This window comes from Herbiconiux moechotypicola (genome assembly GCF_024979255.1).
Classification (GTDB): domain Bacteria; phylum Actinomycetota; class Actinomycetes; order Actinomycetales; family Microbacteriaceae; genus Herbiconiux; species Herbiconiux moechotypicola.
This window is the reverse complement of record NZ_JANLCN010000014.1, coordinates 13,915-28,079: the sequence shown is the minus strand read 5'-3', so window position 1 is coordinate 28,079 and position 14,165 is coordinate 13,915. Positions and strand designations below refer to the sequence as shown.

Annotated in this window: 13 protein-coding genes; 6 read left to right on the top strand and 7 right to left on the bottom strand. The window is 67.2% G+C overall.

Annotated elements, in window-relative coordinates; genetic code table 11:
• Positions 1-39 precede the first annotated feature (39 nt).
• From N1031_RS18160 to N1031_RS18135, 6 genes are all read left to right on the top strand, one after another.
• Complete coding sequence (locus N1031_RS18160) at positions 40-879, top strand: ATP-binding cassette domain-containing protein (RefSeq protein ID WP_259481271.1); 840 nt, start codon at positions 40-42, stop codon at positions 877-879.
• A gap of 5 nt (positions 880-884) precedes the next feature.
• The gene (locus N1031_RS18155) at positions 885-1,673 is read left to right on the top strand and encodes an ABC transporter ATP-binding protein (RefSeq protein ID WP_259481269.1); all 789 of its coding nucleotides are present in this window, start codon (positions 885-887) and stop codon (positions 1,671-1,673) included.
• Positions 1,663-2,772, top strand: a complete 1,110-nt coding sequence (locus tag N1031_RS18150; RefSeq protein WP_259481267.1) for an ABC transporter permease — start codon at positions 1,663-1,665, stop codon at positions 2,770-2,772. The genes N1031_RS18155 and N1031_RS18150 overlap by 11 nt, the downstream gene beginning before the upstream one ends.
• Entirely contained in the window at positions 2,769-3,752 is a 984-nt protein-coding gene (locus N1031_RS18145) for an ABC transporter permease (RefSeq protein WP_259481265.1), read from the top strand. Before N1031_RS18150 ends, N1031_RS18145 begins: the two co-directional genes overlap by 4 nt.
• Before the next feature lie 99 nt (positions 3,753-3,851).
• Entirely contained in the window at positions 3,852-5,507 is a 1,656-nt protein-coding gene (locus tag N1031_RS18140; protein WP_259481264.1) for an ABC transporter substrate-binding protein, read from the top strand.
• A gap of 109 nt (positions 5,508-5,616) precedes the next feature.
• Positions 5,617-6,366 (top strand): GntR family transcriptional regulator, encoded by a 750-nt coding sequence (locus tag N1031_RS18135; RefSeq protein WP_259481263.1) that lies wholly within the window; start codon positions 5,617-5,619, stop codon positions 6,364-6,366.
• Positions 6,367-6,396: 30 nt separating this feature from the next.
• On the opposite strand, the gene N1031_RS18130 is transcribed toward N1031_RS18135, so the two are convergent.
• The 7 genes from N1031_RS18130 to N1031_RS18100 all read right to left on the bottom strand — a co-directional run bounded on the left by N1031_RS18130 (position 6,397) and on the right by N1031_RS18100 (position 14,143).
• Positions 6,397-8,076, bottom strand: coding sequence for a ribulokinase (locus N1031_RS18130; protein ID WP_259481260.1), 1,680 nt, complete (start codon positions 8,074-8,076; stop codon positions 6,397-6,399).
• Complete coding sequence (locus N1031_RS18125) at positions 8,073-9,227, bottom strand: Gfo/Idh/MocA family protein (RefSeq protein WP_259481258.1); 1,155 nt, start codon at positions 9,225-9,227, stop codon at positions 8,073-8,075. The genes N1031_RS18130 and N1031_RS18125 overlap by 4 nt, the downstream gene beginning before the upstream one ends.
• 48 nt (positions 9,228-9,275) lie before the next feature.
• Positions 9,276-9,893: a KpsF/GutQ family sugar-phosphate isomerase gene (locus N1031_RS18120; protein WP_259481256.1), complete on the bottom strand. Its 618-nt coding sequence runs from the start codon at positions 9,891-9,893 to the stop codon at positions 9,276-9,278.
• Positions 9,862-10,572, bottom strand: a complete 711-nt coding sequence (gene araD, locus N1031_RS18115) for an L-ribulose-5-phosphate 4-epimerase AraD (RefSeq protein ID WP_259481255.1) — start codon at positions 10,570-10,572, stop codon at positions 9,862-9,864. The genes N1031_RS18120 and araD overlap by 32 nt, the downstream gene beginning before the upstream one ends.
• 46 nt (positions 10,573-10,618) lie before the next feature.
• Positions 10,619-11,590 (bottom strand): ABC transporter permease, encoded by a 972-nt coding sequence (locus N1031_RS18110; RefSeq protein ID WP_259481253.1) that lies wholly within the window; start codon positions 11,588-11,590, stop codon positions 10,619-10,621.
• Positions 11,587-13,086 carry a sugar ABC transporter ATP-binding protein gene (locus N1031_RS18105; protein WP_259481251.1) on the bottom strand — a complete coding sequence of 500 codons (1,500 nt, stop codon included), beginning with the start codon at positions 13,084-13,086 and terminating at the stop codon, positions 11,587-11,589. The genes N1031_RS18110 and N1031_RS18105 overlap by 4 nt, the downstream gene beginning before the upstream one ends.
• 79 nt (positions 13,087-13,165) lie before the next feature.
• Positions 13,166-14,143, bottom strand: coding sequence for a sugar ABC transporter substrate-binding protein (locus N1031_RS18100; RefSeq protein ID WP_259481249.1), 978 nt, complete (start codon positions 14,141-14,143; stop codon positions 13,166-13,168).
• Positions 14,144-14,165 lie beyond the last annotated feature (22 nt).

The following is a 14,165-nucleotide window of genomic DNA, read 5'->3' as shown; positions in this document are numbered from 1 at the left end:
TCTGCCCACCCGATCGCACCGGAATTCGGAGCTCATCGCATGACCGACACCACCACCGATCTGCGCCTGGCCGCGCTCCGGGTCGCCTACCCCGCGGGCGACCCGGCGCGGCCGGCCCTGAACGACGTGAGCTTCACGCTCGACCACGGGCTCTCCCTCGGGGTGATCGGCGAGTCGGGATCGGGAAAGTCCACGCTCGGCATGACGATCGCGGGTTTCGAGCACCTCTCGGGCGCGGCCATCACCGGCGGGTCGATCCGGGTGCTCGGCACCGAGTACCGCCGCTCCTCGTCGACGCGCTCGGCCATGCCGCGCCGCCGACCGGGGGTGGCGATGCTGTTCCAGGATGCGATGACCTCCCTCGATCCGCTCTACCGCATCGGCGCCCAGGTGAAGAAGGCGATCACGGCCCGCGGGAGGGTCGGCGCGGCCGAGCTGGAGCGGCGGATCGACGCGGCCCTGAACGACGTGGGCGTGCACGACCCCGATCGGGTGAAACGGCTCTATCCCTACGAGCTCTCCGGCGGCATGCGTCAGCGCGTCATGCTCGCGCAAGTGCTGCTCAGCGAACCCGATCTGCTGATCGCCGACGAGCCGACCAGTGCGCTCGACGTGGGCCTGACGGTGATGACGATGGAATTGCTCACCACCGCCTGCCGCGCCCGGGGCATCTCGCTCGTGCTCATCACGCACGACATCCCCGTGGCGCGGCGCTACGTCGACCGTCTCTTGGTGCTGCGACACGGCGAGATGGTGGAGTTCGGGCCCACGGACGAGGTGCTGGAGAACCCGAGGTCGGACTACGCGCGCGACCTGTTCGCGTGCATCCCGGACCTGGATTCCTATCGGCGACCGCTCCTGACGACGGTGGAGAGCTGAACGGCATGGCGGGCTCGGCAGCGCTCGAATCCCTCCGCCTCGACGGCGTCGGCAAGCGGTTCGGCTCCGCCGTCGTGGCGGTCGACGAGCTCGATCTGCTCATCCCCGGCGACGGCCGGCTCGGTGTTGTCGGCGAATCCGGATCGGGCAAGAGCACGCTGGGCCGGATGCTGGTGGGCCTCGAGACCCCGACCACGGGCCAGGTGCTGGTGAACGGGAAGCCGCTCGCCGGCATCCTGAAGTCCGCGACCTCACGGCGGTGGTTCCGGCGCGCGGTGCAGTACGTCAGCCAAGACAGCGTGGGCACGTTCGAGCCCGGCCGGAAGGTGTTCGAATCGGTGACCTTCGCGGCCCGCTACCTGCGCCGGCCGAGCGAGACCGGATTGCGCGACGCGCTCGACGAGATGCTGCACCGCTTCGCGCTCGACCCGGCCGTGCTGCAGCGCTATCCCGGCCAGCTCTCGGGCGGGCAACGGCAACGGCTCTCGGTCATCCGGAGTCTGCTGGTGGAGCCCGAGATGCTGATCTGCGACGAGGTCACCTCGGCGCTGGACGTCTCGGTGCAGGCGCGGGTGCTCAACGCGCTCAAGCAGCCCACGGGCGGCCACCGTCCCGGCCTCGTGTTCATCACGCACGGGCTGCCGGCCTGCGCCTTCGTGACCGACACCATGGCGGTCATGCACCGCGGCCGCATCGTGGAGAGCGGCAGCACCGACCAGATCGTCGAGAACCCCGCCGCCGACTACACGAAGCACCTGCTCCGTTCCTACCGGGAGATGATCCGTGTCGACTGAGACCACCCTGCCGGCCACCGCCGCACGCGAACCCGGCGCCGGCGCCGACTCCCGAGCGGATGCCCGCCCGTCCCGCCCGCGCATCCCCGGACATTGGGTTCTCCGCCGGCTCCTCCAGCTGCCGCTCAGCCTTCTGGTCTTCTCGGTGTTCGTGTTCTTCTTCGCGAAACTGATCCCGGGCGATCCGCTCGCCGCGTCGAGCACCTTCCTCTCGGCCGAACAGGTCGACTCGGTCAAGGACTCGCTCGGCATGAACGACCCCCTGCCCGTTCAGCTCGGCACCTATCTGCTCAGGATGGTCACCTTCGACCTCGGCACGGGCATCAGCGACGGCACCAGCATCGCCGATCAATTCGCTCAGCGCCTGCCGATCAGCCTGCAGCTGACCGTGCTCGGGCTCGGCGCCACACTGCTCGTGTCGGTGGCATTGGCGTTCGTGGGCTCGCTGCACCCGACGAGCCCGATCGGGCGGGTGATCCGCTGGTTCGGCCGCTCCGCCGGCGCATTCCCCGACTTCACGCTCGGCGTGCTGTTCATCTTCGTGTTCTATTCCCTGATCCGGATGGCGCCGGCCCCGCTCGGGCCGATCGATCCGCTGCTGTCGATGCCGCCGCGCATCACCGGCTTTCCGCTGATCGACGCCGTGCTCACGGGCGACAGCGCCGCCCTCGGCTCCCTGCTGGCGCACCTCTGGCTGCCGGTGCTCGTGATCGTGTTCGCCTACACGCCGATGCTGCTGAAGGTGCTGCTGGTGTCGATGGACACCGCGCTCTCGGCTCCGCACACCCTGTTCATGGTGGCGGTGGGCATGCGCCCCCGCGACGTGCGCTGGAGCATGCTGAAGCACTCCACGCCCACCACGGTGGCGAACCTCGGCAACCTCACCGTGATGGTGCTCGGCGGCACGATCGTGATCGAGCAGCTCTTCAGCCTCGGCGGGCTCGGGCAGTACGCCGTGCAGGCCGTCCAATCGGCCGACTACGTCATCGTGCAGAGCTTCCTCGTGGTGTACGCCGCGATCTGCCTGGTGGTCTTTCTGATCTGCGACCTGGTCATCGCCCTGGTCGACCGGCGGCGATCCCTGGGAGTGACCCGATGAGCACCGAAACGACGAGCACGCACCCGACTGGCACCGGCCCCACTGTCACCGACCTCACGGTCACCGACTCCCCGAACACGCTCACCCTCAGCGCCACGCCCGGCCGCACCCCTGCTCGCCGCACAGGTCGGCGCATCCGCCCCTCCGCCGGCGCCCTCCGGCACGCCGGCTGGCTCGTTCCGGCCGCGATCGTGCTCGTGCTCACGCTCTGGCCGAACGACTGGCTCCCGTTCCCGCCGACCGCGTCGGTGGGGGCGGCCGGAAGCGCGCCCGACGGCGTGCACTGGTTCGGCACCGATTCCGCCGGAATGGATGTCTTCTCCCGAACCATCGCGAGCTTCCGCATCGACGTGCTGCTCGGCATCCTGGTGGCGGTGCTCACCACCGTCATCTCCGGTGCGGTCGGGGTGCTGGTGGGCTTCTTCGAGGGCGAACGCAGCGTCACGGGCACGATCACCCGGCTCATCGGCCGCGGACTCGACCTCTTTCAGGCGATCCCGATCATGGCCGCCGCGCTGGTGGCGGTGGTGGCGTTCGGGCTCTCCATCCCCTCGCTCGTGATCAGCCTGGCCGTGGTGCTCAGTCCGGCGCAGATCCGGCTGGTGCGCACCGAGGTGCTGCGGGTGCGCGAACTCGGCTACATCGATGCCGCGACGATCGCCGGCTACGGCCGGTTCCGCATCGCCGTGTCACGCGTGCTGCCGAACTCGGTCTGGCCGCTGGTGGAGAACCTGCCGCTCATCTTCGCCACCTCGATCATGATCCTCGCGGCCCTGGGCTTTCTCGGCGTCGGTCTCCAACCGCCCACACCCGAGTGGGGCGCGATGATCGCCGGCGGGTCGTCGGATGCCGCGGTCGGCCGCTGGTGGACGGCCCTGTTCCCCTCGGCGGCGCTGATCGGAACCGTGCTGGCCACGCTCTCGGTGCGCGACGCCCTCGTGGTCTCGGTCGCGAACCGCCGGGCGACCGGGAGGGGGTGAGGCCCGCAGAAGATCGGCTCCCGCAGCTTTCGCACGAACTCCGACCCCTTCGCACCTCCGACGCTCCACCTCACGCACTGTTCCCGAAAGGACACCGCAATGACACGATCCAGACGAGGCCTCCTGCCTCGGGCGCTGGCAGCACTGGCCCTGGTGGGCCTGCTCGCCGCCTGCACGCCGGCCGCCAACAGCACACCCACCGATTCCAGCAGCTCCGACGCCTCCGACACCCTGGTGGTGGCCATCCCCGCTCTCGGTTCCAAGTGGGGCATGCCCGACACCGCCGACGACGGGCTCCTGCCCATCCTCACGAACGTCCGGGCCACGCTCATCCGCAAGCCCTACGTCGAAACCGGCGCCGACACGGTTCCCGGGCAGGATCTCTACTCGTTCGGCCCGTACCTCGCCAAGAGCTACGATGTGAGCGAAGACGGCCTCACCTACACCTTCCACCTGCGCGACGACATCACGAGCGCCGCCGGAAACCCGCTCACCGTCGACGACGTGATCTGGTCGTACGAGCGCAAGTTCGGCGCCGAGGGCGGTCAGACCCCCGAGGTGAACGCCCCAGCGATCACGAGCGCGAGCCAGTTCAGCAAGGTCGACGACTCCACCGTCGCCGTGACCATCGCATCCGCGTCCGACGGCCTGTTGCTGTTGGCCGTGATGGCCGACTACACCGGCTACATCTACGACTCGGTGCTGCTGAAGGAGCACGCGACGGCCGACGACCCGTACGCCCTGGCCTGGTCGGACTCCAACCCGAACTTCGGCTTCGGCCCCTACTCGGTGGGCGACTACGTGGCGGGCCAGTCGGTCGACCTCGTGAAGAACCCCGGGTTCCCGAGCGACCTCGGAACGGGACCGAACGAGGTGCGGATGCGGGTGATCCCGGATGCGGGCACGCGCTTCAACGCGCTGTCGTCGGGCGATGTCGACATGGCTCTCAACCTCGAACCGCAGGATCTGGCCGAGCTCGCCGATTCGAGCACCATCACCGTGCCGACGGCGGCGAAGTCGAATGCCTGGCTGATCATGTCGATGCTCACCAACAAGGCGCCGTTCGACGACACCCTGGTGCGACAGGCCATGTCGTACGCGATTCCCTACGACCAGATCATCGACAACGTCTACTTCGGTCGGGCCACACGCGGCACGGGTGGACTGCTCGATCCGGATGCGCCCGGCTACACCGACGAGAACCTCACGGTGTACGACTACGACCCCGCGAAGGCGAAGGAACTGCTGGCTCAGGCGGGGCATCCGGATGGCATCTCGTTCACTCTGACGGTCGATTCCACCGTTCCGGAGCTGGAGAGCGCCGCGGTGCAGATGAAGACCGCGGCCGCCGAGTCGGGCCTCGACATCTCGATCGAGAAGGTGTCGCAGTCGGTGTTCTTCGAGGGTCGTGGCGACCACACCCCGCAGGCGTTCCTCACCCGCGACTACGCCATCAGCCTCGTTCCCTCCTATGAGCTGCGGCTGTACACGCATCCGGATTCGCGCAACAACCTCGCCGACTGGACCTCGACGGAGTTCGAGAACCTCGTCACCGCGGCGGAGGCCGAGCCCGACCCGCTCTCGGATGCCGCGGGGGTGAAGTGGAGCGCCGCGGAGAACTACCTCGTGAACGAGTCGCCGCTGAACTTCGTGGCCGCGATCCAGCCGGCCCTGGCGTACTCCTCCACGGTCGACGGGTTCGTCTGGCGCACCGACCAGTTCGTCGACTACACCCAGATCACGAAGAGCAAGTGACGACGGGCTAAAATCGGCAGGACGACGATGCCGGCGGGATGGAGGACGACTCCACTCCCGCCGGCATCTCCGTTCCGGTGGCACGCGCAGGTCGATGGAGGGCAGGTTCATGGAGACACCGAGGCCGTTCAAGACCCGCCAGCCCAAGCAGCACGGCGCCCATCGCCTCTATGCGCTGCTGCGGATGGCGGTGAAGCTCGGCGACTGGGATCCGAGCACGCCGATCGACGAACGCCGGCTCTCGAACGAATGGCTCTTCTCCCGCGCCGAGGTGCGCGAGGTGCTGCGTCTGCTCACCGAGGAGGGCCTCCTCACCCGCCAGGTGTCCATCGGCACCTTCGTGGCGGCCGCACCCGTGCCGATCGACCTCTTCGACTTCACCTCGCTCGACCCCCGGTTCCACCTCACCCGGCGCCAGACCGACAAGTTCGTGATCGACGACGGCGAGTTCCTCTCGTCGAAGTTCGGAGCCTCCGGGACCCTCGTGGTGACCGAGCACCACCTGATGATGAACGACGAGATCGTCGCGGTCAACACCGCCTTCTCGCCCACCGGGGCGAAGTCCGGCCGCACCCGTTTCGAGGAGGTCGAGCACCAGGTTCCGCTCACGGGGCAGTTCCCCGTGGAGTACGGGGTCGACTTCGGCGGCATCGAGATCTCGGTCGACTCCCGGATGGCCGACGCCCAGGTCGCGGCGCTGCTCGACGTGGAGGCCGGGGCGCCCATCCTGATGCGCGATCAGGTGCTCTCCGACGACACGGGCAAGGTCTGGGAATACAGCCTCAGCCAGTGGCGCGCCGACCGCGTCGTCTTCCGCGCGCAGCGGCGAGTGGTCGACGCCGGAACGCAAGCGGACTGACCGCGCGAGCCGGCTGCTCGCGCACGCCGCCTACTCGCGCGCGGCGGCGCTGATGCGGCGCAAAGCGCGCATCACGTCGCTGCCGCCTCGACCGAAGTGCTCGTGCAGCTGAACGTACTGCTCGTAGAGCTCGCCGTACGCCCGGTGCCGTCCCTGATCGGGCAGGTACCGGATGTCGTCCCGGCTGGCCATCGCCGCGGCCGCCTCCGAGATGGTCGAGTATCCCCGACCCGCCAGGCCGGCCGCGACGGCGCCGAAGATGGCCGACCCGAGGGCCGGGCCGATCGCCAATTGCGAGGCCCGGATCTCTCGACCCGTCACATCCGCATAGATCTGCATGAGCAGGGGCGATTTCTGCGAGATTCCGCCGGTGACGGTCATCGTGTCGACCGCGACGCCGTGCTCGACGAAGGTGTCGACGATCGTCCGCATTCCGAAGGCGACGGATTCCAGGAGCGCCCGATAGACCTCCGCCGCGGTGGTCTGAAGGGTCAAACCCACGAGGAGCCCGGACAGCTCGGCGTCGACCAGCACGCTCCGGTTGCCGTTCCACCAGTCGAGGGCCACGAGACCGTTCGCGCCGGGCGCGAGCTCCCGGGCGAGCGACTCCAGGTAGACGAAGATGTCAAGGCCGAGTCTCCGCGCCTCCTCGACATATGACGCCGGCACGCTCTCCCGCACGAACCACGCGAAGATGTCCCCGACCGCCGCCTGCCCCGCCTCGTAGCCGAAGAATCCGGAGAGAATGCCGTCGTGCACGCATCCGGAGATCCCGGGGACCGGCCGGAACGACTCGTCTAGGATCAAGGTGCAGCTCGAGGTTCCGACGATCGAGAAGAGATCGCCCGTTCCGGTCACACCGAGCGCCGGCGCCGAGACATAGGCGTCGCTGTTGGCGACCGCCACGGGCGTGCCCACGGGCAACCCCGTGAGCGCGGCCATCTCCGGGAGGAGGGATCCGGCGCGGGAGCCGGCCGGCCGAAACGGGCCGGGGAGCTTCGCACCGACCCCGACCAGCCCGCTCTCCACGGCGGCCCAGAAGGAGTTGTCCGGGAAGCCGCTCTCGGCATCCCACATGGCCTTGTAGCCGGCCAGCGCGGCGCTGCGCACAGGCACACCGGTCAGCTGCCGGATCACCCAGTCGCCAGCCTCGATGAACTCGTCGGCGCGGGCGTAGACCGCGGGGGCCAGGTCGAGGGTCTCCCAGATCTTCGGGAACATCCACTCCGACGAGATCCTCCCGCCGTACCGCGACAGCCAGGCCTCGCCGCGAGCCTCCGCGACCTCGGTGATCCTCGTCGCGTAGGGCTGCGCCGCGTGATGCTTCCAGAGCTTCACGAACGCGTGCGGCTCGTCAGCGAACTCCGCGAGCGTGCACAGCGGGGTACCGTCGGCAAGGATCGGCAGCACGGTGCAGGCGGTGAAATCGAGGCCGAGCCCCACCACCCGCGAGCCGTCGACATCCGCGGTGGCCAGCACGTCCGGTATGGTTGTCGCCAGCACCTCGACGTAATCGAACGGATGCTGCAAGGCCCAGTCGGCCGGAAGCTCCCGGCCCGAGGGCAGATGCCTGCTCATCACGCCGTGCGGGTAGTCGAGCACGCTGGTGGCCACAATGTCGCCACTCGCAACATCCACCAGCACCGCCCGCCCGGACAGGGTGCCGAAGTCGACGCCGATCGAGTACAGCGGCTCCGCCGTGGTGCTCACAGCTCGACCCAGGCGTTCCCCGCCTCCTGGCTGTCCACGCAGGCGTTGAAGAAGCGCACGCCGGCGACTCCCATGGCCAAAGTCGGGTAGCCATACTCCTGCTCGGGCTTCACCGTTCCGTCACGACGATCCCGAATCGCGTCGGCGAACGCACTGTAGATGTTAGCGAACGCCTCCGTGAGGCCCTCCGGGTGCCCCTTCGGGGTGCGGAGGTACTTCAGCGACTCGGGCCGGGAGTAGGCGCTCCCCCGCGACAGCACCTGCATCGGCTGATCGCGCAGGCGCAGCACGAGGTAGTTGTTGTTCTCCTGCCAGAACTCCAGCGACCCCTTCTCGCCGAGCAGCATCACCTTGAACGCGTTGTCGTAGCCGACCGCCACCTGGCTGCCCCAGAAGAACCCGGACGCGCCGTTCTCGAACTTCGTGATCACCTGGAAGTTGTTGTCGAGCATGGTGCCCGACCCCAGGGCCTCCAGGTTGGCGAGCACGGAGTGGATGCCCAACCCGGTCACGTAGTGCACCCAGTTCTCCATGTGTGATCCGATGTCGCCGATCGCGGCACCGCGACCGGAGAGCGCGGGGATCGACCGCCAGGTCTTCGTCTCCTCGGTCTCCTTCTCGAGCGCGTCGACCAGCCAGTCCTGCGGGTACTCGACCACCACGGTGCGGAGCTCGCCGATGACTCCGTCTTCGTAGAGGGCGCGCGCTTCACGCGACATCGCGTGCCCGGTGAAGGTGTGCATCAGGCAGAACAGGGCGCCCGTGCGGGCAGCGACCTCCTCCAGGTCCACGCCCTCCTCGGGGGTGAGACACAGGGGCTTCTCGCAGGCGACGTGGATGCCGAGTTCCAGGAACGCCTTTGACGCGGCGTAGTGATAGGCGTTCGGCGTCGAGATGTCGACGAAATCGATGCCGTCCTCGCGAGCTGCCTCGCGTTCCGCCATCTCGTCGGCGGATGCATAGATGCGGGATGCGTCGACGCCGAGTTCCGCACCCGTGCGCCGGGACTTCTCGAGATCGTGCGAGAAGACACCGGCGACGAGTTCGGCGTCGCCGTTCAACCGGAGGGCGTTCCGGTGGAGCTCTCCGACGCTGGAGACGTCGCCGCCTCCGACCATTCCGTACTTCAGTACGCGCGATGAGTTTGTCATGGGATTCCTTTACTGTGGTGGTTTGTGATTCGGGGGCGCCGGGCGCGATCAGCTGTGCGCTGCCAGTCGTTCCCCGACAGCGCCACCAGGGTGGATGACGCCGAATTGCCGGCGGTCGAAGCCGTTGCGCTGCATCACGCAGATGGTCACGGCATCCATCACCGCGGTCACGGCCAGGGTGCTGGCGGTGGCGAGCATGTTGAACGGGTCGGGTTCTGCGTCGACCTCGACCCGCAGCGTGATCTCCGCCTTGCGGCCGATGACGGAGTCGGGCACACCGGTGATCGCCACGATGCGGACGCCCAGGCTCGCGAGGGCGGGCAAGAGCCGCACCAGCTCCTCGGTACCGCCCCCCTTCGAGATCAGAATCACCACGTCACCACGCCGCACCGCCCCGAGTGCGCCGTGCGGGGCATCCGACGGGTTGAGGAACGACGCCGAGCAACCCACGCAGCTCAGGGTGTGGGCGATCTTCTTAGCGGCGGCTCCGGATGTGCCGCAGCCGGAGGTGAAGACACGCCCGCCGGGTTCGAGTAGGAGGTCGACGAGCGATTCGACGGCGCTCCAGTCCATCCGGTCGGCCAGCGCCGCGATCGCGGCTGACTCCACCCGCAGCACGGCGCGGGCCTGCTGGTCAACGGACGCGTGCGGCGGGAGACTGGCCATAGTAGGCATCCTTTCCGAACTTGCGCTCGTAGTGCTTGTGCATGAGATCGCGATCAATCGTCGGATCGGCACCCCCGGAGAGAACCGAGGTGTTGAAGGCCTGCTGCGAGACGTACTCCAACACCATCGCGTTGTGAAGGGCGTCGGCGGGCGAGGACCCCCAGACGAACGGGCCGTGGTAGCGCACCAGCACGGCGCGCATCTTCGCCGGATCGAGATCGGCAAATCGCTGCACGATGGCATCACCCGTGGCGAGCTCGTAGTCGCCGGAGACCTCGTCGCTCCCGAGCGTGCGGGTGCACGGGATCGGGCCCGGGAAGTAGTCGGCGTGCGTCGTTCCGTAGCAGGGGATGTCCCGGCCGAGTTGCGCCCAGGCGGTGGCGTACAGGGAGTGGGTGTGGATCACGCCCCGAGCCGAGGGGAAATTGCGGTAGAGCGTGAGGTGTGTGGCGAGGTCGGTGGACGGCGTGGCCGCGCCCTCGACCGCGTTTCCGTCGAGGTCGACGACCGCCAGATCGTCCACGCCCATGTCTTCGTAGGCGACGCCGCTCCCCTTGATGACGACGAGCCCCGACTCCGGGTCGAAACCCGACGCGTTCCCCCAGGTCAGGATCGCGAGAGCTGCGTCCTTCAGCCCGCGATTGGCCTCGACGACCTGCTTCTTCAGTTCTTCCAACATCTGCTGTACCCCGTTTCTCGTTCTCTGGTCACCGTGTCTTCGCCGGTCACCGTGTGATGGTGCGGCCGCCCTGCGACCTCGCCGCGATCTGGGAGAACGCGACCGCTGCCACCAAGATCAGTCCCTTGACCACTTGCTGCACGTAGTCGTTGACGTTGTTCATGACCATTCCGGTCGAGAGGGTGCCCATGATGAGCACACCGACGAGCACCAACCAGAGCCGTCCCTTTCCGCCCGTGATCGCCACGCCCCCGAGCACGACCGCCGTGATGACATCCAGCTCGTAGCCGGAGCCCGCGCTCGGCTGACCGCTGTTCGTGCGCGCAAGCAGGAGCAGGCCGCCGACCGCCGCCAGCAGTCCGCTGAGGGCGAAGACGAAGTACTTGATGCGCGTCACCGGCACGCCGGAGAGGCGGCTGGCCTCCTCGTTGCCGCCGACGCCGTAGATCTGCCGGCCGATCTTCGCCCGGTTGAGCACGATGGCGACCACGACGAAGATGCCGAGGAAGAGGAGACCGGGAATGGGGATCGACAGAAACGAGCCCTGAGCCAATTGCTTGAATCCGGCGTCGATGTCGTAGATCGGTATGCCGTTAGAGAGCAGATAGGCCAGCCCACGGAGCGCCGTCATCACGGCCAGGGTGCCGATGAGCGACGGGATGCGGAACAACGTCAACGACAGAGCGTTGAAGAGACCGATCACGATTCCCACGATCAGGGTGAGAATCACCGCCGACCAGACTGGAAAGCCCATCGACATGAGCAGCGCAGCGGTCACACTCACCAGACCCGCGGTGGCGCCCACCGACAGATCGATGCTGCCGAGGAGCATCACGCAGGCCATGCCGATCGCAATGATGCCGATGACGGAGACCTGGCTGAGGATGGTGGTCAGGGTGCTGGCCGTGAAGAACGACGGCGAGCTCAGGGAGAACACCAGCACCAGCACCGCCAAGACGACGACGATTCCGTACTCGAACACGTAGTGGACGAGACGATCCCGGTTCACAGACCTCATTGCATTCCTTCTTCCATTGCGAGCTTCGTGGAGGCGAGCTCCAAAATCGTTGCCTGATCGGCCTCTCCGCGGCCGAGATCCGCCACCAGATAACCGGCGCTCATCACCGCGATCCGATCGGACATCCCGAGCAATTCGGGCATGTCGGAGCTGATCAGGATGATGGCCTTGCCCTGGTCGGCGAGTTCGCGCATGAGGCCGTAGATCTCGTGTTTCGCTCCGACGTCGATCCCGCGGGTGGGCTCGTCGAAGATGATCACTTCGCAATCCCTCGCCAAGACCTTCGCCACCACGACCTTCTGCTGGTTGCCGCCCGAGAGGGTACTCACGAGGTTGTTCGGGGTCGCCGTCTTGATCGCGAGCTCTGTGGCGTATTTGTCGTAGTACTCGTCCTCCCGGGCGCGACTCAAGATTCCGGCGGCGTTCGAGAGCTTGTCCAAGATGCCCAGTGAGACGTTGCGTTTCACGCTCAGCGACATCACGACTCCCTGATGCTTCCGGTCTTCCGGAATCAGGCCGATGCCCCGGGTCAGCGCGTATCGCGACGAGCGCGGCCGGTAGTCGGCTCCCCGCAACAAGACGGTTCCGCCGTCGATCTTCAACTCACCCATCAGGGCCATCGCAAGCTCCGTGCGCCCGGCGCCGATGAGCCCGCCGAAGCCGAGGATCTCCCCCGCGTGCAGCGCGAAGCTCACGTCGTGGAGCCGATCGTTCTCGAGATTGCTCACCCGCAGAACCTCCGCTCCCGGAGCGGTGCTCGATTCCGGGTAGGACTCGACGAGGTCCCGTCCAACCATGAGGGAGATGAGTTCTCGCCGGGTGACGTCCTCCACCGGCCGGGTCGCGGTCATCCGCCCGTCACAGAGCACGCTGACCTCGTCGCACAGGCTGAAGACCTCCTCGAGCCGGTGCGAGATGTAGATGATCGCGGTGCCGGCCGCCTGCAGGCGGCGGACGATGTCGTAGAAGACCTGGGTCTCGCCGACGGTTAATGAGGCCGTGGGCTCGTCCATGATCAGCAGTCGCGCTTTGCTTGAGACCGCTTTGAGGATCTCCACGATCTGCTGCTGTGCCACACCCAAGGTCTCGACCCTGGCCCCGGGATCGATCTCCACACCCATCTCCCGGCACAGCGCGCGGGCGTCGTCCTTCATCTTCCCGAAGTCGCAGAAGCCGGCCCGGGTCGGCTCGCGGCCGTAGAAGATGTTCTCGGCGACGGTCAGGAAAGGAACGAGGCTGAACTCCTGGTAGATCGCGCGGATTCCGTGGTTCATGGCCTCGCGAGGGGTCATGCCCGTGGATTCGACCCCGTCGATCACGAACCGCCCGCTGGTGGGCACGATCGCCCCCGAGAGCATCTTGATCAGTGTCGACTTGCCCGCGCCGTTCTCGCCGCAGAGGGCGTGGACGCTCCCCTCTTTCACCTCGAAGGATGCGTTCTCCAGGGCCAGGAAGTTCCCGTACTTCTTACTCAGATTCTCGACCTGCAGAATCACCAATGTCGACTCCGATCTCGTGCTGCGGGCTGGTGGACGAGCATCCGGTGGCCCGCTGCGGGGCGGGCCACCGGAGGCACTACTTGGTGGCGAGCGCCTCTTCCTGCGTGAACGGCGTCATCTCCAGCTGCTGACGCTCCTGCTCGGCGGGGAGCCCGTCCTTCAACTGCTGCAACGCCATCTCGACCGCCGCGTAACCGGCGTTGTACGGCTGCAGGTCGACGGTTCCGCGGTAGATGCTGTCGGGGATCGACATGTACTTGATCGCCTCGTCGGTCTTGTCGCCCGAGAAGATGCCACGCTGCGGATCGGTGGCGAGGCCGCTGTTCTCGAAGGCCTGGTAGGCGCCGATTCCACCCGAGTCGTTCGCGGCGACGATCACGTTGAGGTCGGGGTACTGCAGCAGCAGGTTCTGGGTGACGCTGAGGCCCAGATCCGGTGTGTTCGCGTGCTGCCGCGCGACGATCTTCACGTCGGGGAGCTCACGCTTGATCGTCTCCTCGATCCCGTCGCCGCGGGCGATCGACGACTCGATGTTCTCCTCACCGAGAATCGCCACGGTGCCCTTGCCGCCGAGCTCCTCCTTGATCCACTGCACCGCGTTCTCCGCGATCATCTCGCCGTACGCTGCGTCGTCGAGGTAGATCGAGCCTGTCGACGCATCCGCCGTCTGGGCGACCGTGATGCTCGCGACGCCCTTCTCCTTGCCTGCGGTGAGCACCGATTCGAGCGCGGTGCCGTCGACGGGGTTCATGATGATCGCGTTCTGGCCGCCGTTGATCGCGTTCTGCACATCGGTGACCTGCTTGTCGACGTCGCTGCCGGCGTTCAGGGTGGTGCAGCGGATGTTGTTGTCCTTGCAGGCGGCCTCGAAGCCGTCCTTGACGGTCGACACCCACGGGTTCGCGAGCTCGGAGCCGGAGAACGCCATGCTCAGGTTGCTGGAATCAGTCGGCGAATCGCTCTGTCCGGCGTCGGTTCCGCCCGCGGAACACCCCGCGAGCAGCATGACCGCGATCACGGCCGTGCCGACCCCCTGTACGAGTGACTTGTGCATCGTTTTCCTCTTTCTCCTGGTT

Excerpts from the sequence above, each read along its gene's own strand:
- N1031_RS18160 (WP_259481271.1), top strand. The coding sequence starts at position 40 with ATGACCGACACCACCACCGATCTGCGCCTGGCCGCGCTCCGGGTCGCC.
- N1031_RS18155 (WP_259481269.1), top strand. The coding sequence starts at position 885 with ATGGCGGGCTCGGCAGCGCTCGAATCCCTCCGCCTCGACGGCGTCGGC.
- N1031_RS18145 (WP_259481265.1), top strand. The coding sequence starts at position 2,769 with ATGAGCACCGAAACGACGAGCACGCACCCGACTGGCACCGGCCCCACT.
- N1031_RS18140 (WP_259481264.1), top strand. The coding sequence starts at position 3,852 with ATGACACGATCCAGACGAGGCCTCCTGCCTCGGGCGCTGGCAGCACTG.
- N1031_RS18135 (WP_259481263.1), top strand. The coding sequence starts at position 5,617 with ATGGAGACACCGAGGCCGTTCAAGACCCGCCAGCCCAAGCAGCACGGC.
- N1031_RS18125 (WP_259481258.1), bottom strand. The coding sequence starts at position 9,227 with ATGACAAACTCATCGCGCGTACTGAAGTACGGAATGGTCGGAGGCGGC.
- N1031_RS18120 (WP_259481256.1), bottom strand. The coding sequence starts at position 9,893 with ATGGCCAGTCTCCCGCCGCACGCGTCCGTTGACCAGCAGGCCCGCGCC.
- araD (WP_259481255.1), bottom strand. The coding sequence starts at position 10,572 with ATGTTGGAAGAACTGAAGAAGCAGGTCGTCGAGGCCAATCGCGGGCTG.
- N1031_RS18110 (WP_259481253.1), bottom strand. The coding sequence starts at position 11,590 with ATGAGGTCTGTGAACCGGGATCGTCTCGTCCACTACGTGTTCGAGTAC.
- N1031_RS18100 (WP_259481249.1), bottom strand. The coding sequence starts at position 14,143 with ATGCACAAGTCACTCGTACAGGGGGTCGGCACGGCCGTGATCGCGGTC.